Annotated in this window: 21 protein-coding genes; 8 read left to right on the top strand and 13 right to left on the bottom strand. The window is 69.5% G+C overall.

Annotated elements, in window-relative coordinates; all coding sequences use genetic code 11:
- From IEY26_RS03590 to pdxS, 8 genes are all read right to left on the bottom strand, one after another.
- Positions 1–1,065 (bottom strand): ABC transporter permease, encoded by a 1,065-nt coding sequence (locus IEY26_RS03590; RefSeq protein WP_188975919.1) that lies wholly within the window; start codon positions 1,063–1,065, stop codon positions 1–3.
- Positions 1,066–2,073, bottom strand: a complete 1,008-nt coding sequence (locus tag IEY26_RS03585) for an ABC transporter permease (protein ID WP_188975917.1) — start codon at positions 2,071–2,073, stop codon at positions 1,066–1,068.
- Positions 2,074–2,094: 21 nt separating this feature from the next.
- A complete protein-coding gene (locus tag IEY26_RS03580; protein ID WP_229773903.1) occupies positions 2,095–3,696 on the bottom strand; it encodes an ABC transporter substrate-binding protein in 1,602 nt (533 codons plus the stop codon).
- 435 nt (positions 3,697–4,131) lie between these two features.
- Positions 4,132–5,625 (bottom strand): amidase, encoded by a 1,494-nt coding sequence (locus IEY26_RS03575; RefSeq protein WP_188975913.1) that lies wholly within the window; start codon positions 5,623–5,625, stop codon positions 4,132–4,134.
- A 72-nt stretch (positions 5,626–5,697) separates the two neighbouring features.
- Positions 5,698–7,146, bottom strand: coding sequence for a CoA-acylating methylmalonate-semialdehyde dehydrogenase (locus IEY26_RS03570; RefSeq protein ID WP_188975911.1), 1,449 nt, complete (start codon positions 7,144–7,146; stop codon positions 5,698–5,700).
- Entirely contained in the window at positions 7,147–8,463 is a 1,317-nt protein-coding gene (locus IEY26_RS03565; RefSeq protein ID WP_188975909.1) for an aminotransferase family protein, read from the bottom strand.
- Between the two features lie 104 nt (positions 8,464–8,567).
- Entirely contained in the window at positions 8,568–9,389 is an 822-nt protein-coding gene (locus IEY26_RS03560; protein ID WP_188975907.1) for a nitrilase-related carbon-nitrogen hydrolase, read from the bottom strand.
- Positions 9,390–9,506: 117 nt separating this feature from the next.
- Positions 9,507–10,415: a pyridoxal 5'-phosphate synthase lyase subunit PdxS gene (gene pdxS, locus IEY26_RS03555; RefSeq protein ID WP_188975905.1), complete on the bottom strand. Its 909-nt coding sequence runs from the start codon at positions 10,413–10,415 to the stop codon at positions 9,507–9,509.
- Positions 10,416–10,445: 30 nt separating this feature from the next.
- Between pdxS and IEY26_RS03550 the strand changes: the two genes are divergently transcribed.
- Positions 10,446–10,619 (top strand): hypothetical protein, encoded by a 174-nt coding sequence (locus IEY26_RS03550; RefSeq protein ID WP_188975903.1) that lies wholly within the window; start codon positions 10,446–10,448, stop codon positions 10,617–10,619.
- Positions 10,620–10,666: 47 nt separating this feature from the next.
- A complete protein-coding gene (locus IEY26_RS03545; RefSeq protein ID WP_188975901.1) occupies positions 10,667–11,356 on the top strand; it encodes a DUF1405 domain-containing protein in 690 nt (229 codons plus the stop codon).
- Between the two features lie 52 nt (positions 11,357–11,408).
- On the opposite strand, the gene IEY26_RS03540 is transcribed toward IEY26_RS03545, so the two are convergent.
- On the bottom strand, positions 11,409–12,308 hold the full coding sequence (locus IEY26_RS03540) for an HFX_2341 family transcriptional regulator (RefSeq protein WP_188975899.1): 900 nt from the start codon (positions 12,306–12,308) through the stop codon (positions 11,409–11,411).
- Between the two features lie 125 nt (positions 12,309–12,433).
- Here IEY26_RS03540 and IEY26_RS03535 point away from each other — a divergent pair, with 125 nt between their 5' ends.
- Complete coding sequence (locus IEY26_RS03535) at positions 12,434–13,819, top strand: MFS transporter (protein ID WP_188975897.1); 1,386 nt, start codon at positions 12,434–12,436, stop codon at positions 13,817–13,819.
- 43 nt (positions 13,820–13,862) lie between these two features.
- A complete protein-coding gene (locus IEY26_RS03530; protein WP_188975895.1) occupies positions 13,863–14,372 on the top strand; it encodes a hypothetical protein in 510 nt (169 codons plus the stop codon).
- 13 nt (positions 14,373–14,385) lie between these two features.
- Here the strand turns inward: IEY26_RS03530 and IEY26_RS03525 are convergent, their stop codons facing one another.
- On the bottom strand, positions 14,386–15,249 hold the full coding sequence (locus tag IEY26_RS03525; RefSeq protein WP_188975893.1) for a universal stress protein: 864 nt from the start codon (positions 15,247–15,249) through the stop codon (positions 14,386–14,388).
- 288 nt (positions 15,250–15,537) lie between these two features.
- Here IEY26_RS03525 and dnaG point away from each other — a divergent pair, with 288 nt between their 5' ends.
- On the top strand, positions 15,538–17,025 hold the full coding sequence (gene dnaG, locus IEY26_RS03520) for a DNA primase DnaG (protein WP_188975890.1): 1,488 nt from the start codon (positions 15,538–15,540) through the stop codon (positions 17,023–17,025).
- A gap of 10 nt (positions 17,026–17,035) precedes the next feature.
- On the opposite strand, the gene IEY26_RS03515 is transcribed toward dnaG, so the two are convergent.
- Together IEY26_RS03515 and mobB are read right to left on the bottom strand one after the other, a co-directional pair.
- Positions 17,036–18,331 carry a DUF92 domain-containing protein gene (locus IEY26_RS03515; protein ID WP_188975888.1) on the bottom strand — a complete coding sequence of 432 codons (1,296 nt, stop codon included), beginning with the start codon at positions 18,329–18,331 and terminating at the stop codon, positions 17,036–17,038.
- A gap of 51 nt (positions 18,332–18,382) precedes the next feature.
- Positions 18,383–18,847, bottom strand: coding sequence for a molybdopterin-guanine dinucleotide biosynthesis protein B (gene mobB / locus IEY26_RS03510; RefSeq protein ID WP_188975886.1), 465 nt, complete (start codon positions 18,845–18,847; stop codon positions 18,383–18,385).
- Positions 18,848–18,935: 88 nt separating this feature from the next.
- Here mobB and IEY26_RS03505 point away from each other — a divergent pair, with 88 nt between their 5' ends.
- The 3 genes from IEY26_RS03505 to IEY26_RS03495 all read left to right on the top strand — a co-directional run bounded on the left by IEY26_RS03505 (position 18,936) and on the right by IEY26_RS03495 (position 20,741).
- Entirely contained in the window at positions 18,936–19,544 is a 609-nt protein-coding gene (locus tag IEY26_RS03505; protein ID WP_188975883.1) for an undecaprenyl diphosphate synthase family protein, read from the top strand.
- A 228-nt stretch (positions 19,545–19,772) separates the two neighbouring features.
- On the top strand, positions 19,773–20,033 hold the full coding sequence (locus IEY26_RS03500; RefSeq protein ID WP_188977089.1) for a glutathione S-transferase N-terminal domain-containing protein: 261 nt from the start codon (positions 19,773–19,775) through the stop codon (positions 20,031–20,033).
- Positions 20,034–20,105: 72 nt separating this feature from the next.
- A complete protein-coding gene (locus tag IEY26_RS03495; RefSeq protein WP_188975881.1) occupies positions 20,106–20,741 on the top strand; it encodes a hypothetical protein in 636 nt (211 codons plus the stop codon).
- Here the strand turns inward: IEY26_RS03495 and uppS are convergent.
- Positions 20,738–21,652, bottom strand: a complete 915-nt coding sequence (gene uppS / locus IEY26_RS03490; protein WP_188975879.1) for a polyprenyl diphosphate synthase — start codon at positions 21,650–21,652, stop codon at positions 20,738–20,740. The genes IEY26_RS03495 and uppS overlap by 4 nt on opposite strands.
- Positions 21,653–21,695: the final 43 nt, after the last annotated feature.

Below are 21,695 nucleotides of genomic sequence, written 5' to 3'. Positions count from 1 at the left end.
CTAAACACCTCCCTCCCCCTCGATACCGGGGTCGAGGGCGTCGCGGAGCCAGTCGCCGAGGAGGTTGATGCCGATGACGCTCCAGACGATGGCGACGCCGGGAACGGTCGCGATCCACCACGAGGACGCGAGGTAGTCGCGGCCCTGCGAGATGTCGAAGCCCCAGGAGAGCGTCGTCCCGGAGAACCCGAGGAAGGAGAGCGAGCTCTCGAGGAGGATGATGGCGGCGACCTGGATGGTGCCGAGGACGAGGATGGGCGTGATGGCGTTCGGGAGGATGTGCCGGAAGATGGTGTGGCGGTCGGACGCGCCGATAGAGCGCGCGGCCTTCACGTACTCCTGGTCGGCGAGCGTGAGGGCTTCGCCGCGGGCGACCCGCGCGAACCACACCCAGTTCACGAGGCCGACGACCAGGATGACGGTTCCGGGGAGGATGAAGGTCTCCGGCATCTCCGGAGTTATCCCGAGTATCACGAAGGGGTCGGGGACGGGGATGGCGACGCGGCCGAAGAGGCCGACGAGCGCCACGGCGAGCACGAGGCTCGGGAACGCGAGCATGATATCGGCGGAGCGCATGAGGGCGTCGTCGACCTTCCCGCCGTAGTAGCCGGCGGAGAGTCCGACGGTGACGCCGATGAGGCCGGCGACGGCGGTGCCGAGCAGGCCGACGAGCAGGCTCGTGCGCGCGCCGTAGATGACGCGGGAGAGCATCCCGCGGCCGAGGCTGTCCGTGCCGAGCGGGTAGGTCGTGGTCGCGTTCACGTACCGCGTCTCGTTCACGACCTGGATGGAGCCGTTCACGAACTCGGAGGACGTGACGGTCTTCTGGTCGCTGAACCCGAGCGGCGGGAGGTGGGATTGGTTGAGGTGCTGTGCGGTCGGGTTGTGCGGCGCGAGGAACGGCGCGAACACGGCGACGAAGACGATGACGCCGACGAGGACGATGCCGAGTTTCGCGAGCGCGGAGCCGCGGAGTTCGCGCTTGAGGTTCCGGCGGGTGCGCGGCGACACCGCGTTCCGGAGCGCCGACCCGAGGCGGTCGAGGAGATCGTCGAGGAGAGACATCTAGTCGTACACCACCTGTGGGTTGACGTAGGCGTAGAGCGTGTCCACGACGATGTTGACGAGGACGAAGCTCACGCCGATGACGATGAGACAGCCCTGAATCATCACCCAGTCGCGGGCGTTGATGGAGTCGATGACGAGCGTGCCCAGCCCGGGCCAGTCGAAGACGGCTTCCGTGATGACCGCGCCGCCGATGAGCGTGCCGAGCTGGAGGCCGAGCACGGTGATGATGGGGATGAGCGTGTTCTTCAGCGCGTGCCGGTAGCGGGTGAGCGTCTCCGGGAGGCCCTTCGCGCGGAGCGCCTGAATGTAGGACTTCCCGAGCTCGTCGAGCATCCCGCTACGGGTGAGTCGCGTGACGAGCGCCGTGAAGTACGTCCCCAGCGTTATCGCGGGGAGCGTGATGTGGGAGAGCCACGTCACGAACGGCTGTATCGCTCCCTGCGTCGCGAACAACCGGACGGCGTCGACGAAGAGGAGCGGGTCGCCCTGGTAGCGCGCCATGCCGCTCGTCGGGAAGAGCCCGAACTGGACGGAGAGCACGAGGACGAGCATGATGCCGAGCCAGAAGTTCGGCGTGCTGATGCCGACGAGGCTGAACGTCGTCGCCGCGTAGTCCGCGGGCTGGTGGCGGCGCGTCGCCGACACGACGCCGAGCGGGATGGAGAGGACGACGGCGACGACCGTCGACGCTAGCGCGAGTTCGACCGTCACGGGGAGGCGCGCGAAGATACGGGCGTTCGCGCTCGTCCCCGTGATGTAGGACGACCCGAGGTTACCCATCATCACGTCGGTGAGGTAGTCGAAGTACTGGACGTATACCGGGCGGTTCAACCCGAGTTCCGCGGCGATCTGCTGGCGGAGCTCGGGGCTCGCGTCGAGCGGGGCGATGAACGTCACCGGGTCGCCCGGCGTGACGTACCGGAGGAGAAAGACGACGGTGATGACACCCCAGACGACGAGGATGCCCTGAAGTACGCGTTTGGTGAGGAACCGTGCGAAAGACATTGATAGGAGGGGTGGCGCGGGTTAGCTCCCGTGCCCGATGGCGTACGCGTCGATGCGTTCGTCGGACCGTGCTTCCCAGGAGATGCGCGTCGTCTGCCCGTAGACGCTGAACTGCCGATTGAGGAAGATCCACGGGGCTTCGTCGTGCGCGAGCTGGTTCGCTTCCTGGAGGAGCTGCTCGCGCTTGTCCTGGTCGCCCTCGTTCTGCGCTTGCTCGACGAGGGAGTCGAACTCGTCGTTCTCCCAGGAGGTGAGCGAGCCGCCGCTCGTGAGGAGCGGGATGAGCGTCTGGCTCGCGTCGAACGTCGCGTTCCCCCAGCCGATGAGGTACCAGTGCGGGCCGGTCGTGATGTCGCCGTCGGCGAGTTCACCGGCGAGCGCGCCGAAGTCGCGCTGCTTGAGGCTCGCGGAGACGTTCGACAGCTGGTTAATCTGGTTCACGACGGCCTGCGCGACTTCGACGTCCTTCAGGTAGCGGCCGACGGGCGTGTGCAGTTCGATTTCCGCGCCCGCGTACCCCGAGGATTCGACGAGGGATTCGGCCTTTTCGCGGTCGAACTCGTAGTTCGAGATGTCGGGGTTGTACCCGAAGAAGTTCTCCAGCGTCGGCTGGTTCGTCACCGCGCCGAACCCGGAGAGGACGTTCTCGACGATGGACTCCATGTCGACGGCGTGGTTCATCGCCTGCCGGAAGTCGACGCTGTCGAACGGCTCGACGTCGTACCGCATCGCGTTGTAGATGACGCGCGTGGACGGCACGGCGGTGACGGACGCGTTGTCCGCAGAGCGCACGCGGCTGATGTCCTGCGGCGGGACGTTCACGATGATGTCGCTCTCGTTCTCGATGAGCTTGTTCACGCGGACGCTCGACTCGGACGCCGCGTCGAACGTCAGCTCCGTCACGGCGGCGGGGTCGCGCCAGTAGTCCTCGTTGCGCTCGAAGACGACCTGAACGTCCTCCTCGTAGTTCTTGAGCTTGAACGGCCCGGTGCCGTTCATGTGCTGGGCGACGTAGTTCTTCGAGTTCTCCTGCACCCACGCCTTCTCCATGACGTCGCAGTACGTCGCGAAGGACGCGAAGACGATGGGGTTCAGGCCGTCGGAGATGACGTCGACGGCCATCCCGTCGACGTCGGCGACTTCCGCGCCGGTGACGCCCGGGAGCTGGTCGGACTGCGGGCTGACGAACCCGACGTCCTCTTTCACGATGCGGTTGATGCTGTACGCGACGTCCTCCGCGGTGAGGTCGTTCCCGGAGTGGAACGTCACGCCCTCGCGGAGGTGGAAGCGCACGCGGCCTTCTTCGACGCGCTCCCACTCCGTCGCCAGTTCGGCCTGCACGGACCCTTCGGCGCTCCGGGAGAGCAGGCCCTCGTAGGCCTGCAGGACGACGTTGTCCGTCGTCGTCTCGCGGTGGTCCTGCGGGTCGAGCGTCGTCGGCATCTGGCCCTGCGTGATGGTGACCGCCAGGGACTCGTCGCCGCTCGTCGTCGTCGACTGCGTCGTCCCGCTCGTCGTTCCGCTGCTCGTCGTCGTCGTATCGCCCGATCCCCCCGAACACCCGGCGAGCGCGGCGGTGACGCCTGCCGCGCCGGCAGCCGTCAGGAAACCGCGCCGGCTCACACCGGTGTTATTGGTATCTTGTGTCACAGTGTGTCGATTTGGATTACCACAGATATATGGTTGGCGATTCGAACACCCTGTTAGCTGATAGGACTAGTCGAGGATGGTCGTTCCGGGGGTCGACTCGACCCGCGTTCTAACCGCGTGCGCGCCGTCCGCTCCCGTCCTCGCGACCCGCACGGCGACGACGTGTCGGTTCGGCGGGACATGGCTGGCCGGCGGCTCGCGGGAGACGTCCCCGACCTCCCCGCCGGCGGCTCCAGTCCCCGACGAGTCGCGTGAGCCCGTCCGGCCACCCCTTCACGGCGACGCGTTCGCCCTCGACGCGCTCGCGCGCCGCGTCGACGGTCCGCGAGAGAGACCAGTTCGGACACACTGCGTGGTTCGGACCCCGGACGAGAGAGGATCGCGTCGAGGGACCCGGAGTCGGATCCGTCAGTCGAGCGCGGGGAACGCCGCGGGCGGGCGGCGGTGATCGGTCGCGGCCTCGAACCCGGCGGCGAGTTCGAGGAGGCGGGGTTCGGCGAACGCGCGCCCGAGGAGTTCGACGCCGACCGGGAGGCCGCCCTCCGTGAAGCCGGCGGGAACGACGACCGCCGGGAGCCCGGTGTGCGCGGAGAGCGCGCAGTTCAACTCCGAGAACGGCTGATTCGCCGGAATATTCACGGGCGGAATCGTCGACGGCGGGTAGAGAAGCGCGTCGAGATTGCGGTCGGCCATTCGCGCGAGGATGTCGGTGCGGAGGGTGTCGCGGGCGCGGAGCCGGCGGAGGTAGTCGGGGTCGGCCTCGGGGTCGGTGACGTCGAGGACGCCGGTGTCCTCGATGCGGGCTTCGACGGTGTCCGCGATCGTGCCGGAGTCGTAGATCTCGCGGAGGGAGCCGGCGGGCGGGTCGTCGTGGCCGTCGAGGTAGGCGTCGAGGTCGCGCTGGAACTCGTCGGCGAGCACGCGTGGGCGTTCGAGGGTGTCGCGGTCGGGGACGGCGACGGGGTCGGCGAGTTCGGCTCCGGCGGCGCGCATCTCGTCGAGCGCGGCGTCGACGACGCGCGTCACCTCGGCCGCGGCGTCCGCCGAGGCGGCGTCCGGGTCGTTCAGTCCGAAAAGTTGGCGAGCAACGCCGATGCGCGCGCCGTCGAGGCCGTCCGCATCGAGGGACGCGACGTAGCCGTCGTCGGGGACGGAGTCGACGCCGCGGGCGCTGACCGGGTCCGCGGGGTCGTAGCCCGCGAGGACGTCCAGCAGGCGAGCGGCGTCCTCGACCGTTCGCGCGATGGGGCCGAGCGTGTCCTGGGTGTCGCAGAGCGGAATGACGCCGTCGCGGCTCACGAGCCCGCGGGTCGGGCGGACGCCGACGCAGCTCGCGAACGCGGGCGGCGAGCGAATGGACGAGCAGGTGTCGGTACCGGTGCCGAGAACGCTGAAGTTCGCCGCGACGGCGACCGCGGTTCCGCCGCTCGACCCGGACGGTCGACGGTCGGTGTCGTAGGCGTTCGCCGTCGCGCCGCCGAGCGAGCTAATCGTGTCGACGCCGAACGCGAACTCCTGGAGGTTCGCCTTCGCGAGGACGACGCCGCCGGCCTCGCGGATGCGGGCGACGCCGGTCGCGTCCGATTCCGGCTGGTGCTCCGCGAGCGCCACCGCGCCGGCGGTCGTCGGCATGTCGTGGGTGTCCTGGTTGTCCTTCAGCACGACGGGGATACCGTGGAGCGGCCCGACAGCGCCTGATTCGTCGAAGGCCGCGTCGAGTTCGGCGGCGCGTTCGCGCGCCCCGTCGTTCACGGTGAGAATCGCGTTCAGTTCGCCGTCGTAGGCGTCGATGCGCGCGAGGTAGGCGTCGACGAGGTCGACGGCGGTGACGTCACCCGCGTGCATCGCCGCGTGGACGTCCGCGACGGTCGCCTCGACCACGTCGAACTCACTGTCGGGCATACCGGCGTATCGCGGACCGACTACTTAGTTCGGGGCGGCGTCTGCGAACGCATCGAGAGCGAAGAGGTCGGGTCAGGCGTCGGGCCAGCGTTCGATGTAGACGTGTTCGTCGGTGTAGAAGTGGACCATGTCTTCGCCCTGCGCGTGCAGGTCGCCGAAGAAGGAGTCCTTGCGGCCGCCGAAGTGGAAGAACGCCATCGGGGCGGCGGTGCCGACGTTGACGCCGAGGTTGCCGGCGTCGACGCCGTGGCGGAAGCGCTTGGCGTCAGCGCCCTCGCTGGTGAAGAGGCTGGCGGCGTTCCCGAAGTCGCTCTCGTTGGCGATGCCGATGGCGTCCTCGACGTCGTCGGCCCGGACGAGCGCGAGGACGGGGCCGAAGATTTCCTCGCGGGCGATGGTGTCGGCGGGGTCGACGTCCGCGAAGACGCTCGGCGCGAGGAAGTTCCCCGTCTCTGGGACGTCGCCGTCGCGGCCGTCGAGGACGAGGTCCGCGCCCTCCTCGACGCCGGTTTCGATGTAGTCGCGGACGCGCTCGTGGTGCTCGGGCGTGATGAGCGGGCCCATCTCCGAGTCGTCGTCGAGACCGGGAGCGACCGTCATCGACGCGGCTTCCGCGACGACCTTCTCGACGAACTCGTCGTAGACGCCGTCGGCGACGACGGCGACGGGGTTGGCGAGGCAGCGCTGGCCGGTGTTCGCGAACGCCGAGCTCACGGTCTGCTCGGCGGCGAAGTCGAGGTCCGCGGAGTCCGCGACGAGGATGTGGTTCTTCGCGCCGCCCTGCGCCTGCACGCGCTTTCCGTGCTTCGCCGCGGTCTCGTAGACGTGCTTCGCGACGGGAGTGGAGCCGACGAACGAGACGCCGGTGACGCCGTCGTGTTCGAGGATGCCGTTCACCGTCTCGGGGCCGCCGTTGACGAGAGAGATGACGCCATCGGGAAAACCGGCTTCGTCGGCGAGTTCGACGAGGCGCTGGGCAGTAACAGGAGTTTTCTCGCTCGGCTTGAGGACGAAGGTGTTCCCGGCGGCGACAGCATAGGGGAGGAACCAGAGCGGGATCATCCCGGGGAAGTTGAACGGCGTGATGGCGGCGTAGGTGCCGAGCGGCCGGCGGACGGCCGTCTCGTCGATTTCGGGCGCGGCGTGCGGGAGGTGGCCGCCCTGCAGCATCGTCGGCATCCCGCAGGCGACCTCGACGTTCTCGATGCCTCTGCGGAGTTCGCCCATCGCCTCGGCCTTCGTCTTCCCGTGCTCTTCGACGAGCGTCTCCGCGAGGTCCTCTTGGTTCTCCTCTAAGAGCTGCTTGTACCGGAAGAGCGGCTGGATGCGGGCTTCGACGGGGGTCTCGCTCCACTCCTCGAAGGCGTCGTTCGCGGCCGCGATGGCGTCGTCCAGGTCGCCCTCGCTCGCGTACGCCACCGTCGCGACCGCCTCGTTCGTCGCCGGGTTCACCACGTCCGCGCCGTCCGCTCCGCTCCCGGTCCGCCACTCCCCGCCCACGAAGTGTTCGAGTTCCCGCATTCAGTCACCTCCGTTCGCGCCGAAGGCGGCGTCGACGCTCGCTTCGAGGACGTCGACGGCGCGGTCGATGTCGTCCTGCTCGGTGCAGAGCGGCGGGGCGACGAGGACCTGCGTGTCGGGGCGTCCGCTCCCGAAGAGCACGCCGCGCGCCCGGGCTTCGTCGCGGACGGCGGCGACGGGGTTCTCGCCCTCGTCGACGCGCGGGTCGAAGAGGAACTCGTCTTTCTCGCCGTCCGGGCGGCCGAACTCGACGCTCCAGAGGAAGCCGCGGCCGTGGACATCCTGGACCTCCGGGACGGATTCGAGGTCGCGGAGGCGGGCTTCGAGGTGCGGCGCGAGGTCGCGGACGTTCTCGAGCATGCCGTCCTCGTAGGCGTCGAGGGCGGCGTTCCCGGCGGCGCAGGAGACGGGGTGGCCGGCGAACGTCTGCCCGACCGGCATGCCCTCCTCGCCGACGTGTTCGGCGATCTCCTCATTCACGATGACGCCGGCGAGCGGCGCGTACGACGACGTGACGCCCTTCGCGAACGTGATCATGTCGGGCTCGACGCCTTCTGTCTGGATGCCGAACCAGTCGCCGCAGCGGCCGAAGCCCGCGATGACCTCGTCGGAGACGAGGAGGATGTCGTACTCGTCGCAGAGTTCTCTCACGCGCTCGAAGTAGCCGGGCGGCGCGGGATAGGCACCGGAGGTGCCGGCGATGGGTTCGGTGAAGAGCGCGGCGATGGAGTCCGGGCCCTCGTTCCGGATGACCCACTCCAGGTGGTCGGCGGCCTGCTCCGCGAGCTCCTCGGGGGTGTCGGCACTGAAGGGGCCGCCGTAGTCGAGCGGCGGGAGGAACTTCGCGTGGCCGGTGACCGCGGCGTGTTCTTCGACGGCGGCGCGCGTGCTCGGGTCGCCGGTGAGCGCGGCCGCGCCGTAGGTCGAGCCGTGGTAGGACCGCCAGCGCGTGAGAATCTTCGACGCGCCCTGGTAGTCGCGCGCGAGCTGCATCGCGGCCTCGTTCGCCTCGCTCCCCGTCACGGAGAACATGACGTCGGTGAGTGAGTCGGGGGCTTTCTCGGCGAGGCGGCCGGCGAGGCGCGCGCGCTGGTCGTTGTGCTTCGACGGCGAGACGTACGCGATCTTCCGGGCTTGCTCGGCCATCGCGTCCGCGATTGCCGGCTGGGAGTGCCCGGCGTTCACGCTGTAGAGCTGGGAGAGGAAGTCGAGGTACTCGTTCCCGTCGGCGTCGGAGACGCGGACGCCCTCGCCCTCGACGAGTTCGAGCACGTCGCCGTCCGGCGCGTACCAGTGCGGGATGGTAGACTGATCCATACTCAGAAACGCGAACGGGACGCGAGATAAACCTTCGCCGAATCCGGAAGTCGTCGAACGACGTTCAGATAGCCGGGGAGTCGGCGAACGAGCTTCGAACGTGGTTAGAAGACTTCGGTGGCGTCGGTGTACGGGCGGACGTCCGCGGCTTCCCGCGACTCCCTGAGCGCGTCCATGTCGACCGTGCAGGACGCGGCGGCGTCCTCGTCCGCGGGGAGCGTGAGTCGCGTGCCGTCCGGGCCGACGAGGCCGTCGCAGGGACCGTAGACCGCCGAGCGGCCGGTCGCGTCGACGTCGGCGGCGGGGGCGACGAGCGGCACGGCCGCGACGTACGCCTGATTCTCGACGGCGCGCGCCGCGGCGCACCGGCGGACGCGCTCGTAGCCGGCGCGCGCCCCCGTCCACGACGGCACGGCGAGCACTTCCGCGCCGCGGTCGACGGCCTCGCGGACGAACTCGGGGAACTCGACGTCGTAGCAGACCGCGACGCCGACTTTCACGCCCCCGTGTTCGACGACCGGCGCGACGTGCTCGGACGCCGCCACGCCCGCCGTGCGCTCCGACGGAATCGGGTGGGCTTTGTCGTAGGTCGCCACGCCCTCGCCGGGGACGGCGACGACGCAGCGGTTCCGGATGTCGTCGCTCGTCTCGGCGTAGTACGACCCGCCGACCACGACGGCGTTCCGCTCGTCCGCCTCGCCCGCGAGGAACTCGCAGTAGTCGTCCGCCTCAGCCTCGTCGAGGACGAGGTCGCGGGCGGTCGACCCCGCCGTCCAGTGCCGCGTGCACGCGACCAGTTCCGGGAGGACGTAGCAGTTCGCGTCGCCCGCGCGGTCCATCGACTCCGACACCCGTCGGCGGAAGGACGCCGCCGACTCGCCGGGTGCCGCACCGACCTGACAGAGACCGACCGTGAACGAAGCCATACCCGACTCTCAGCCCCCGCGCCGAAAAGTCGTTCGGCACTCCGCGAGCGATGAAACCGAGCACGAGACCGCGAACCGGCGAAGAAGCAGCGACGAAAGCCGTTCGGTAGCCGTCGGTCAGTTCCCGCGGCCCTGCAGCTTCTCCTCCTCGGGGAGGTCGACGTTCGCCTCGCCCTTCATCCCCGCGCCGATGTCGGAGGCGATGGCCGCGAGCTTCTCGGGGTCGTCCCAGTTGTTGACGGCGTCGACGACCGCGCGACCCATCCGCTCGGGGTCCTCCGCGCCGAAGATGCCGGAGCCGACGAAGATGCCGTCGCACTCGTGGTACATCATGAGCGCCGCGTCCGCCGGAGTCGCGATGCCGCCCGCCGCGAAGTTCACGACGGGGAGGCGGCCCATTTCCGCGGTCTCGTGGACGAGCTCGGCGGGAGCCTCGTTCTCGCGCGCCCACATCTCGCGCTCCTCGTGGTTCATCCCTTCGAGCTTGCGAATCGCGCTCTTGATGGTGCGCTGGTGGTGGACGGCCTGGTTCACGTCGCCCGTGCCGGCCTCGCCCTTCGTGCGAATCATCGCCGCGCCCTCGTCGATGCGGCGGAGCGCCTCCCCGAGGTTCCGCGCGCCGCAGACGAACGGCGCGGTGAAATCGCGCTTGTCGATGTGGTACTTGTCGTCCGCCGGCGTGAGGACCTCGGACTCGTCGATCATGTCCGCGCCCGCGACCTCCATGATCTCGGCCTCCTTCCGGTGGCCGATACGGACCTTCCCCATCACCGGGATGGAGACCTCGTCGATGACCTCCTGAATCCCGCTCGGGTCCGCCATCCGCGCGACGCCGCCGCGCTTCCGGATGTCCGCCGGAACGGCCTCTAAGTGCATGACGGCGACCGCGCCCGCGTCCTCCGCGATACGCGCCTGCTCGGCGTTCACGACGTCCATGATGACGCCGCCTTTCTGCATGCGCGCGAACCCGCGCTTCACGAGGTCCGTCCCCCGCTTCAGCTCTTCGAGGTCGGTGGATTCAGCCATACTCCGATTTCCCGCCCGACGACCTAAGTAATGCCGATTGCGGAACACCGCCGCGACGAGCGAGCCCCCCAAGCGCCCATCGAAACGAAGCGAACGAGCGTGACACCGCCGATATCGTCACTCGTCGAGTCGCCCGAGCGCGCCGTCAACGAGGCCGAGCACACCGCCGTCGACGCGACCGGGGGCACCGTCGTCGACCGGTAGACTCGCGAAGTCGGTAGTCCTTTGCGCTCCGCGCTCCCTCTCCCGCCATGGCCTGGCCCGACCGTGAGTCGCTCCCGTGGTACGTCGCGCCGCTCCCCGAGCGCGTGGAGGACCTCGCGTACCGCCTCCTCCCGCTCATCGTCCTCGTGAACCTCGTCGGCACCGCGTTCGGCTTCTACTACTACATCCCGCAGCTCGGCCACGAGCCGCTCGCGTTCTGGCCGCTCGTCCCCGACTCGCCGACGGCGACGTTCTTCATCGCGATGAGCCTGCTCTGCTGGTACGTCGGCCGCCAGCGCCAGTGGCTCGACGCCCTCGCGTTCATGGGCTGCATCAAACTCGGCTTCTGGACGCCGTTCACGCTCCTCCTCTTCAAGGACGGTTTCGCCGGCCTCCACCCGCTCATGTACAACTTCTTGTTCTGGAGTCACCTCGCCATGACCGTCGAGGCCTTCGTCGTCTACCGCTACAGCGACTTCCGCGTCTCCGCCGTCGCCGTCGCCGTCGCCTACTACCTCCTCAACGACGTCGTCGACTACTTCGTCCCGCTCGCGGGAACCCCCCACCACACCGTCCTTCCGCCGCAGGCCGTCGACGCCGCCACCGGCTTCTACACCCACCCGACGACCCCGCACCTCCAGATGGCCGCGGGCGCGGTCGTCCTCACCGTCCTCGGCGCGTTCCTCGCGCTCGCCACCCGCGCGGAGAAACTCGAAGCGCGCGCCGAATCACCGTAGGAGCTCGCGCGGCTGGCCTACTGCACGACTCGAGTTTCTTCGCCCGACTCGGCTACTCGCTGTCGCGCTCGCCGGCGTGTGCGCGCACCCAGAGTTCGCCGATGCGCGACAGGCGAGTGCGGTGGGATTTCCCCTCGCGTTCCTGCTCTAAGTAGCCTTTTCCGCCGGGGCCGAGGCGGTCGACGTTGTAGATGACCTTCGAGCGGAAGGAGTCCGTGTACTCCTCGCCGAGGTCGGCGGCGAGGGTTTCGGCGAGCTCAGAGACAGAAGCGAACTCGCCGTGTTCGCCGACGGTGAAGAGGACGAGCTCCTCGAAGGGTTTGACGTTCTGGAAGGAGGCGACGGGGAGTTCGACGACGTGACTGCCGTCGATTTCCTTCGCGCCGACGGTGGTGCCGCGGTCGTCGAACTCGTCGAGGAGCGCGCGGGCGGAGGCGAGGTGGTCGTCGAGGGCGCTGGGGTCGACGTCGCCGTCGCGGGCGGCGTCGAGGAGGGCGACGCTCTCCCGTAATTCTTCGGCGAGTTCGGTCTCCAGGTACTTCTCGGGGGCGGTGTAGTAGGTGTGGATGCGGTCTCTGTCGGCCTCCCGCTCGACCATGACGGAGTGGGCGGCGGTCGCGAACGCGAAGGAGACGGGGCGGGGCATGGAGGCGATGTTCACCCAGACTTCGCCGCCGGCGTCGAGTTCGTCCTGGATGCGGTCGAAGGCGAGCGCGAACGCCGCGTCGTAGTCGTAGACGTCGTCTAATCGGACGCGTTCGGTCTCCGCGCCGAGGAGGTTCCGGAAGTCGCTCTCCAGTTTCTCCGCGAGGTGCCGGGAGTACTCGACGTTCGCGTCGCTCCCCACCGCGCCCTCGAAGAGAACGACCCTATCGACTTCGAGGCGCTCGCGGACGAGCGGCGCGATGAGCCGGTCGTAGTCGAAGCCGACCGGGACGATGTGCGTCTGCATGGTCGGTACGAGGGATGAACGAGTGAAAAGCGTTACCAGCCGCGTCCGAAGAAAATTCTTCTTCGAAACGGCAGACACTCAGCCAAACCTAATCTATATATGGGTTTGCACAATCAGTAGTCACTATGAGTTCAGGCCAGTCCGTGTCCGCGGCGCTCGACCGCCTCCCCGTCGGTGGCTTCCACCGCCGCCTCCTCGCCATCTGCGGGACGGCGTGGGCCTTCGACGGCATGGAGGTCATCGTCATCAGCTTCACCCTCCCCGTCCTCCTCGACGCCTGGAGCCTCTCCGGCTTCACCGCCGGCGTCCTCGGGTCCGCCAGCCTCCTCGGTATGATTCTCGGCAACTGGGGCTGGGGGTACGTCGCCGACCGATACGGCCGCAAACCCGCCTTCCAGTGGACCGTCCTCACCTACGCCGCCTTCGCCGGCCTCACCGCCCTCGCCGTCGGCTTCTACTCCGGCTTCGCTCTCCGCTTCCTCACCGGCGTCGGCCTCGGCGGCGCGCTCGCCGTCGACACCTCCTACCTCTCCGAACACTTACCTACTAGTCGGCGCGGCCGGTACCTCGTCTACCTCGACGCCTTCTGGCCGCTCGGATACGGGTTCGCCGTCGCCCTCGCGTGGCTCTTCCTCGCCTTCCTCCCCGGGAGTGCGGGCACCGTCGTCGTCCCCGTCTTCGGCGCTGTCGAGGGCTGGCGGCTCCTCTTCGTCGCCTCCGCCCTCCCCGGCCTCCTCGTCTTCATCATCCGCACCCAGCTCGCCGAGACGCCCTACTACCTCGCGCGCGCCGGCGACGTCGACGCCGCGAACGACCGCCTCCGCGAAATCGCCGCGGAGAACGGCGACGAACCCTCCCTCATCGACCCGGACGCCGTCGAATCAATCGACGCCCCCGGCTTCCGCCGGCTCTTCGAAGCCGACATCCGCACCCGCACCGTGATGATCGCGACCGCGTGGTTCTGCATCAACTTCGGCTACTACGGCGTCTTCATCTGGCTCCCTCAAACTGTTTCCGCCGCCGGCCTCGTCGGCAACGTCTACTACTACTTCCTCCTCATCGCCGTCGTCCAGTTCCCCGGCTACTTCTCCGCCGCCTACCTCGTCGAACGCGTCGGCCGCCGCCTCACCCTCGGCGTCTACCTCCTCGCCTCCGGCGTCTTCACCTTCGTCTTCGCCGCCGCCATGCCCGACGTCGGCTTCGGCCTCGGAATCACGGGGTTCTGGCCGTTCTTCGTCGGCCTCCTCGCCGCCTCCTTCTTCACCCTCGGCGCGTGGGGCGCAATCTACGCCTACACGCCCGAGCTCTTCCCCACCGAAGCCCGCGCGACCGGCAACGGCTTCGCCGGCGGCGTCGGTAAAATCGCCGCCGTCATCGGTCCCATCCTCGCCGGCGCGCTCGTCACCGACGGCTACCTGCTCGCCCTCGCCCCCCTCGCCGCCGCCTTCGCCGTCGGCGGCCTCGTCGTCCTCGGCTTCGGCGAAGAGACGAAAGGCGTCTCCCTGCGGTAGGGCGGCCCCGAACGGCTATGTCACTCAGCCGTCGAGTGTGCGCATGGCAATCGACAGGCGGACGCTCACCCGCTACCGCGAACCGACGCCGCGTCTCCTGCTCGCCCTCACCGCCGCGCTCTGCGTCCTCGACGGGCTCGCGATGGTCTACCAGTCCCATCTTCGACTCGTCTACAGTCAGACGCTCGCCCTCTCACCGCCCGAGTGGGTCGCGCTCGCCGCCGGCCCGTTCCTCGTCACCCCCGTCCTCCTCTTCGCCGCGCTTTACGCCGTTCGTTCTCGTCGCTCCCCGGCACTCTCGGTGACCGACCTCCTCCCCGGTCTCGCCGTCGGCGTCGCCGTTGGAAACCTCCTCGGTCAGTCCGTCGGTCTCTCACTCTGGAGCGTCCGCGGACAGTCGCTCCCGATATTCGCCCTGAACGCCGCGACGCTGACCGCCCCTCCCACCTACTCGTTACAGGCGTTAGTCGTCCTCCTCCGGCCACTCGTCGGCGCGTTCCTCGTCGCCGTCGCCGCGCTCGCCCTCGCGGACACCAGGCGACGCGGGGAGTGAGAGGCCGCGCGCGTCAGGTCGAGTCGCGGACGGTGACGACCGGGACGGGTGCGGCGCGGACGGTCTTCTCGGCGACGCTCCCGAGGAGGATGCGGGCCGTGCCGCGGCGGCCGGTCGTCCCCATCACGACGGCGTCGACGTCGTTCGCGTCGACCGCGTCGAGAATCCCCTCGACTGGCGTGGCGTGTTCGACGTGGCGGGCGACGTCGACGCCGTACTCGTCGGCCAGAGCGACGAGGTCGTCGACGGCGTCCCGTGCGGCGTCCTCGCCAGCGCCGTCCATCCCGGCGCGGGCGTCGATACCGAGCGCGGTCTCGTCGACGACGGAGAGCACGTGCGCGGTCGCGTCGAGCGCGCCGGCGAGCGAGAACGCGTGTTCCGCCGCGCGCACCGCGTGCTCGCTCCCGTCGGTCGGCACGAGGATGCCCTCGTAGGGGAAGGCGAGGCGTTCGTCGGGGCGCATCCGCGCCGTCAACACCGGGACCGAGGAGAGCCGGACGACCTTCTCGGTGACGCTCCCGACGAGGTAGCGCGAGAGCCCCTCGCGGGCGTGCGTCGGCATCACGACGAGGTCGTGGTCGTATCGCTCGGCGTACTCGACGACGGTCGGCGCGGGGTTCCCCTGCACGACGTCGGTCGTGTAGTCGACGCCCGCGTCGCCGAGCGCGCGCTCGGCCTCGTCGAGGAGTTCCGCGCCGCGTTCGGCGAGCCCGTCGACGGTCGCGCCGTCGACCACGGTGACCGAGTGCCGCGCGGTGTCGGCGACGAAGAGGAGGTGCACCGTCGCGTCGGCCCACGCCGCGACCTCGGCGGCGTGGTGGAGAATCGCGCTCGCGCCCTCGCTCCCGTCGAACGGAAGCAACACGTCGTCGTACATAGCTCGGGCTACGGAAGCGAGTCGGTAATGGTTTTGCCCGCGGCGGCGCGTCGAGCCGCCGGCGGTCGCGACGGTGACGAGCGACGGGGCTACGGGGAGAGTGGCGAGCGACGGGGCTACGGGGAGAGTGGCGAGCGACGGGGCTACGGGGAGAGTGGCGAGCGACGGGGCTACGGGGAGAGTGGCGAGCGACGGGGCTACGGGGAGAGTGGCGATGCGACGGCGAGCCGTGGGTGCGTTAGCTATTTGCGGCGCGGTCCCGAACTTGTAGAGGAACCGAGACCCCCTATGGAAGACACTGCGAAGTACCTCATTCACGCGGACGTCGTCGCCGACGGCGTCGTCGAGCGGAGCGACGTCGTCGGCGCGGTGTTCGGGCAGACTGAGGGCTTGCTGGGGGACGACCTCGACATCCACGACCTCCAGGAGTCGAGCCGGCTGGGACGCATCGACGTGGAGGTCGAATCGGAGGGCGGGCAGTCCTTCGGCCGCATCACCATCGCGTCGAGCCTCGACCGCGTCGAGACCGCCATTCTGGCGGCGGCGCTGGAGGCCATCGAGCGCGTCGGGCCGTGCATGGCGCGCGTCGAAGTGGCGCGCATCGAGGACGTCCGCGCGGCGAAGCGCCGGCGGGTCGTCGACCGCGCGAAGGAGCTCCTCAATACGAAGTTCGACGAGGGCGCGCTCGACTCCGCGGACATCGTCTCCGAAGTCCGCGAGAGCATCAAGGTGGAGGACATCACCGAGTTCCACGGGCTCCCCGCCGGCCCGCACGTGGAGTCCTCCGACGCCGTCGTCGTCGTGGAGGGCCGCGCGGACGTGAATCAGCTCCTCCGGTACGGCATCAAGAACGCCGTGGCGGTCGAGGGGACGAACGTCCCGGACGCCGTCGCCGAGTTAACACGCGAAAAGCACGCGACGGCGTTCCTCGACGGCGACCGCGGCGGCGAACTCATCCTCCGCGAACTCGCACAGGTCGGCGACGTCGACGCGGTCGCGCACGCGCCGGACGGGAAGTCCGTCGAGGACCTCTCGCGAGAGGAAGTCCACGCGGCGCTCCGCGCGAAGACGCCGTTCGAGAGCGTCGACGCGCACACCGACGCGTCCGACGAACCAAACGACGAAGCCGGTGACGAACCCCACGACGAGCGCGACGGCGAGGTTTCCGCGGGCGACGCGGCGGACGCCGACACGGACGCCGTCGGCGAGCGCGCGTCGAATCCGACGAGTGCTGCGTCCACCGGCGGCGGCGTGGAAGCCGAGCTGGTCGCGCGCACTCGTCCGTCCGAACCCGGCGAGTCCGACGCGACCGGAGCGGACGCCGCCGACACCGCTGCGTCGACGGCGAGCGAGAACGCGAGCGAGTCGACGCCGATGGAGACCGAATCGCCGGCGGCTGACGCGGCCGAAGCGGCCGAATCCGAAGAGTCCGTGGACACCGCGGGAGCCGGTGACGCGGCGGCGGTCGAGCCCGCATCGGAGGGCGAAGAGCCCGTCGTGCGGTCGCTCGGCGACGTGGTCGCGGACGTCGCGGGGTCGGGGCGCGCGGTCTGTCTCGACGCCGACCTCGACACCGTTTCGGAGGGCGCTGCCGACGAGGCGTTCGACCTCGTCGCCGACTCGACGCCGCACGTCGTCGTGCTCGACGCCGCCGTCCCGCAGCGCCTCCTCGACGTCGCCGCGCAGCGCGACGTCGGGGTGGTCGTCGGCGCGAGCGAGGGCGAGTACGTGAAACAGCCGGCGGGCGTCCGCGTCCACACCCACGGCGACTTCTAGTTTCTGTACCTTACGCGAGGCCGAAGGCGAGCGCGAGCAGACCGCCGGCGACGCCGCCCGTGAGGGTGGCGAGGAAGTTCACTGACTGGTTGCCGAGGCGGTCGCCTTCGATGGTCGCGCCGGCGAGGCTGTCCATCGTCATGCCGGCGATGCCGCCGACGAGGACGACGACGGCGTCGACGGCGTCGAGCGGGGTGAGGGCGAGCGCGAGGAGCGCGATGAGCGCCGCGCCGGCGAGGCCGGCGAGTTCGCCCTGCCAGGTGACCGCGCCGTCGGTGCCGGGGTCGACGGGTTCGAGCGTGGTGATGAGGCGGGGCGGCCCGTAGAGGCCGCCGATTTCGCTGGAGAGCGTGTCGGCGAGCGCGGTGGCGACGGAGGCGGCGAACGCGAAGAGGAAGACGTCCGAGGGAACGGGGAGGCCGGGGCTGGCGGCGTAGAGTAAGAGCGCGGCGAGGGCGGCGGCGGAGTTCCCGAGGACGTTCCCGGTGCCGCGCGCGCCCGAGTTCCCCTCGGCGACGCCCCGGTCGGTCTTCTCGTCGTAGCGGAACTTCGTGGAGAGGCCGCCGACGCCGAAGAACGCCATGAGGACGACGAACCAGCCGTAGCCGCCGAGGACGACGGCTAAGAGGCCGAGGAAGACGCCGGTGAGCATTCCTGCTACTGAGGCCGCGCCGGTGGCGTAGGAGAGGTAGCCGAAGACGACGGTGGCGGCGATGGCGACGCCCACGCGGACCGCGCCGACGTCGGGGTGGAGGTCGGCGAAGAGCCAGAGGAGGAGGGCGACGGAGAGGATGACGAGCGGGTCGTCTTTCTCGGTGAAGACGGAGCGGAGGAGGGCGGCGAGGAGGACGCCGCTCGCGGCGAGGAAGACGGCGATGGCCGGGCGCGACTGGGCGACGGCGAGCTGGCCGGCGGTGGCGGCGGCGAACCCGAGGACGCCGAAGCCGGCCGCGCCGGCGGCTTCGTCCTCGACGGAGTCGAGGGCGAGGACGCGGCCGAGGTCGCCGAAGCCGACGGCGAGGAGGGTGGCGACGTAGACGGCGAGCGGGAGGTCGAAGCTCCCGACGCTGTAGACGACGCTGAGGCCGGTGGCGGCGAGGGAGAAGCCGAGGAGGGTTTCGAGGCGGCCGGCGCGTTCGTCCCAGGGGTAGGCGAAGAGGTCGAAGGCGCGGCCGTCGGTGACGAAGTAGGCGGCGACGGCGACGGCGGCGAACGGCACGGCGGCCAGCCGGCCCAGCGTGGGCGCGGCGAGCGCGAGGAGGGAGAGGAGTGCGTACGCGCCGGCGCGTCGGAGCGGCCGATTCACAGTATCGAGGGTTCCGCTCGCCCGCACATAAGCGTCCCGACCCGGCGAGAGTCAGTAGTCGGGGAGGTCGAGGACGCGGTCGCGGAGGCCGACGAGGTCGACGTCGTCCGCCGTCCCGTCCGAAACGGTGGCGACGACGTCGCCGGCGAGGGCGCGTTCGCGCTGGTCGCCGACGAGCACGTTCGGCGTGTCAGCCTCCCGGAACCCCTCGACGAGCACGACGTCGAACCCCTCGAAGCCGTCGAGGAGCGCGTCGAGCGCGGCGTCCGCGTCCTCGTAGTCGTCGCGGCCCCGCGGCTCGAACGTCGCCGTGAGCGACGGCGTGACGCCGACGACGCGCGCCGCGCCCGCCGTCCGGTGGCGATGCGTGTCTTTGCCTTCCTCGTCGAGTTCGAAGTCGTGATGCATCGACTTCACCGTCCCCACCCGCCCGCGCTCCGCGAAGATTGGCACGAGGCGTTCGACGAGCGTCGTCTTCCCCGCGTCGCTCACACCGACGATACTGACGACCTTCATGTCTCGCCTCTCGCCCGCGACGGCCAAGGCTCCGTCGCTCTCCCGCGGCCGGCGAGCGATTTACGGCGCTCCCACCCCCACTCCGAGTGTGGGACTCTACGACCGCTACCTCGCCCTCCGCGTCCGCCGTGACTCGGCACCGCCGCCCGCGCACGTCGCCCTCGTCATCACCGAACGCGACCTCCTCGAGAAAGGCGCGTACGACACCCTCGAAGCCTTCTTCGACTGGGCGTTCGAGTACGGCGCAGAGCGCGTCACCGTCTACGTCAGCGTCCTCGACGAAGCCGCCGTCCCCACGCTCGAACGCGAGCTCGCCGACCTCGACGCCCCCCGAAGCCTCGCCGTCCGCGGCCCCGACGACACCGAACCCGCCGACGCCCCCATCCGCGTCGGCGTCGGCCTCGGCGGGAAACACGAGTTCGCCACCGCCGTCCGCGGCGTCGCCGAACGCGTCGCCGACGACGACCTCGACCCCGACGAGATAACCGAAGAAGACATCGAGGACTCCCTCCTCTTCCCCGCCGACCCCGACCTCGTCGTCAAGACCGGCGCGGAACGCCTCTCCGACTTCATGATCTGGCAGTCCGTCTACTCCGAGCTGTACTTCACCGACGTCAACTGGCGGGACTTCCGCGAACGCGACTACCTCCGCGCGGTGCAGGAGTACCAGAACCGGCAGCGTCGGTTCGGCAGGTGAGGGAGCGAAGCGACCGAATCTGCCGAATGACGCGAGTCGCAGCGGGTGAGTCGCGGAGCGACTCTCCCGTCGTCTCGCGGTAGTCCGCACGGGCCGGAGGCGAGTGCGGAGAACGCGAACCACCGATTCGCGTGTAGTTCACTGCGCGCGAAGCGACGACGGGCGTAGAAGACGCGTTCGCTGCCGCTTCAGGGGCTTTTACGCCGTCGACGGTCGTACTCGCTGGTGATGCTCGAACTCTACCAGTCGGAGGGCTGTCCGCACTGCGCGAAGGTCCGGGAGAAGCTCTCGGAGCTCGGCGTGTCCTACGTCATCCACAACCCCCGCCTGCCGGGCGGGATGGGCGGCGACGTCACGAACGAAGTGACGTACGAGGAGCTGAAGGCCGGCGGCGAGGACATGGTTCCCTACCTCGTGGACACGGAGAACGAGGTCACGATGTACGAGAGTGACGACATCGTGGAGTACCTCGAAGAGACGTACGAGTAGCGGTCGTTTCCGTCGAACACTCGCGTTCGTTTCGTTCAGAAGACATTTGATACGTCGTCGTGACCGACGGGTATGAACCGCTGGCAGGTTCCCGCGCTCCTCCTCGTGGTCTTCGGAATGGTTGTCGCGGGGCAGGCCGTGGCGTCAACGCACGGCGGCGCGACCGAGTACAGCCTCTACGTCGCGGGTTCAGGAGACCCAGGACCGGACGCGCCGGATGACGCCGTGCTCGCCTACGGGAACCTCTCCGAGCGCGGGCAACAGCTGTTCGACCGCGCACTCGCCGACGCGGACAACGCCTCGGTGGTGTACGGGGAGGGGAGCGCGCCGCCGGATTTCGAGTATCGGGGTGACCACCTGTCCATGGGGCACGGGTACTACTTCGTCGAGAAGAGCGGGACGTACTACCAGGTGTACGCGACCTACGATCGCTGGGGGTTCTTCGACGCGCTCGGCGTCGCCGTGCCGGTCCTGATTGGCGCGGCGTTCGCCGGCGTCGGTGCGTGGGCGTACCGGCGTGAGAACGCGGTCGCGCCGGCAGTCGTCGTCGCGGTCGTCGCGACGCTCGTCGTCCTGAACGCCGCCGGCGCGTTCCACTGGTTCGCGGACGTGTGGCGGACCGCGAGCGTCGTCGGCGGTGCGTGTCTCGTCGTCGGTGCTGCGGCGTGGCTCGCCATCAGTCGCCTGCAACGCGGAGAATCGGGTTAGTCGCTCGTCGCGGTGGGAGTGTCGTCGTCGACGTCGACGCCATCGGGGGCGTGGTCGCGGAAGCGGTCGAGGACGCTGCGGGCTTCGCGGAGTTCGACGCCGCCGAGGGCGGAGAGGAGGGCGAGGGCGCGTTCGGCGCGGGCGCGCCGCCAGGATTCCTCGCGGGATTCGTAGGTGCGGACGGCGCGGAGGAAGTCGATCCGGGAGAACTCCGGCCAGTAGGGCGTGCAGAAGTAGACGGCGGCTTCGTTGCCGTTGGCGTGCCAGGGGAGGAAGTTGGAGGTGCGTTCGTCGCCGCCGGTCCGGATGATGAGGTCGACGTCGCGGACGGGGTCGTCGTGGAGGCGGGCGTCGACGGCGTCGACGTCGACGTCGCTGGGGTCGAGGTCGCCGGTGTCGACGGCGCGGGCGACGTCGCGGGCCGCTCCCAGTAACTCGGCGCGGCCGCCGTAGGCGACGGCGACGTTGAGGGTGAACTGGTCGTAGTCGCGGGTGCGGCGTTCGGCGTAGTCGATGGCGTCGCGGACGCGCGGGGGGAGTCGGTGGGTTTCGCCGATGGCGCGGATGCGGACGCCTTCGTCGTGGATGCGGTCGCGGTCGGCGAACGCGTAGAGTTTCTCTTCGAGGAGGTCGAAGAGGCGGTCGCGTTCTTCGGGCGGGCGGTCGAAGTTCTCGGTGGAGAAGGCGTAGAGGGTGAGTTCGTCGACGCCGATGTCGGCGCACCACTGGAGGACGCGTTCGGTGGTTTCCGCGCCGGCTTCGTGGCCGTCGCTCGCGTCCTGGCCGTGTTTACGGGCGTATCGGCGGTTTCCGTCCTGGATGACGGCGACGTGACTCGGTGCGCCGGAGATTTCGTGCCGGAGCACGCGCTCGTAGGCGGCGTCGAATCGGCGGGCGAGCCACGCACGCATTAGTGAGTGAGTGCGTCGTCCGTCGGTATCAGCCTTCTGCCTC

Source organism: Halocalculus aciditolerans (assembly GCF_014647475.1).
GTDB classification, from domain to species: Archaea; Halobacteriota; Halobacteria; order Halobacteriales; family Halobacteriaceae; genus Halocalculus; species Halocalculus aciditolerans.
The sequence above is the reverse complement of the archived record's forward strand: the minus strand, read 5'-3'. Positions and strand labels throughout refer to the sequence as shown.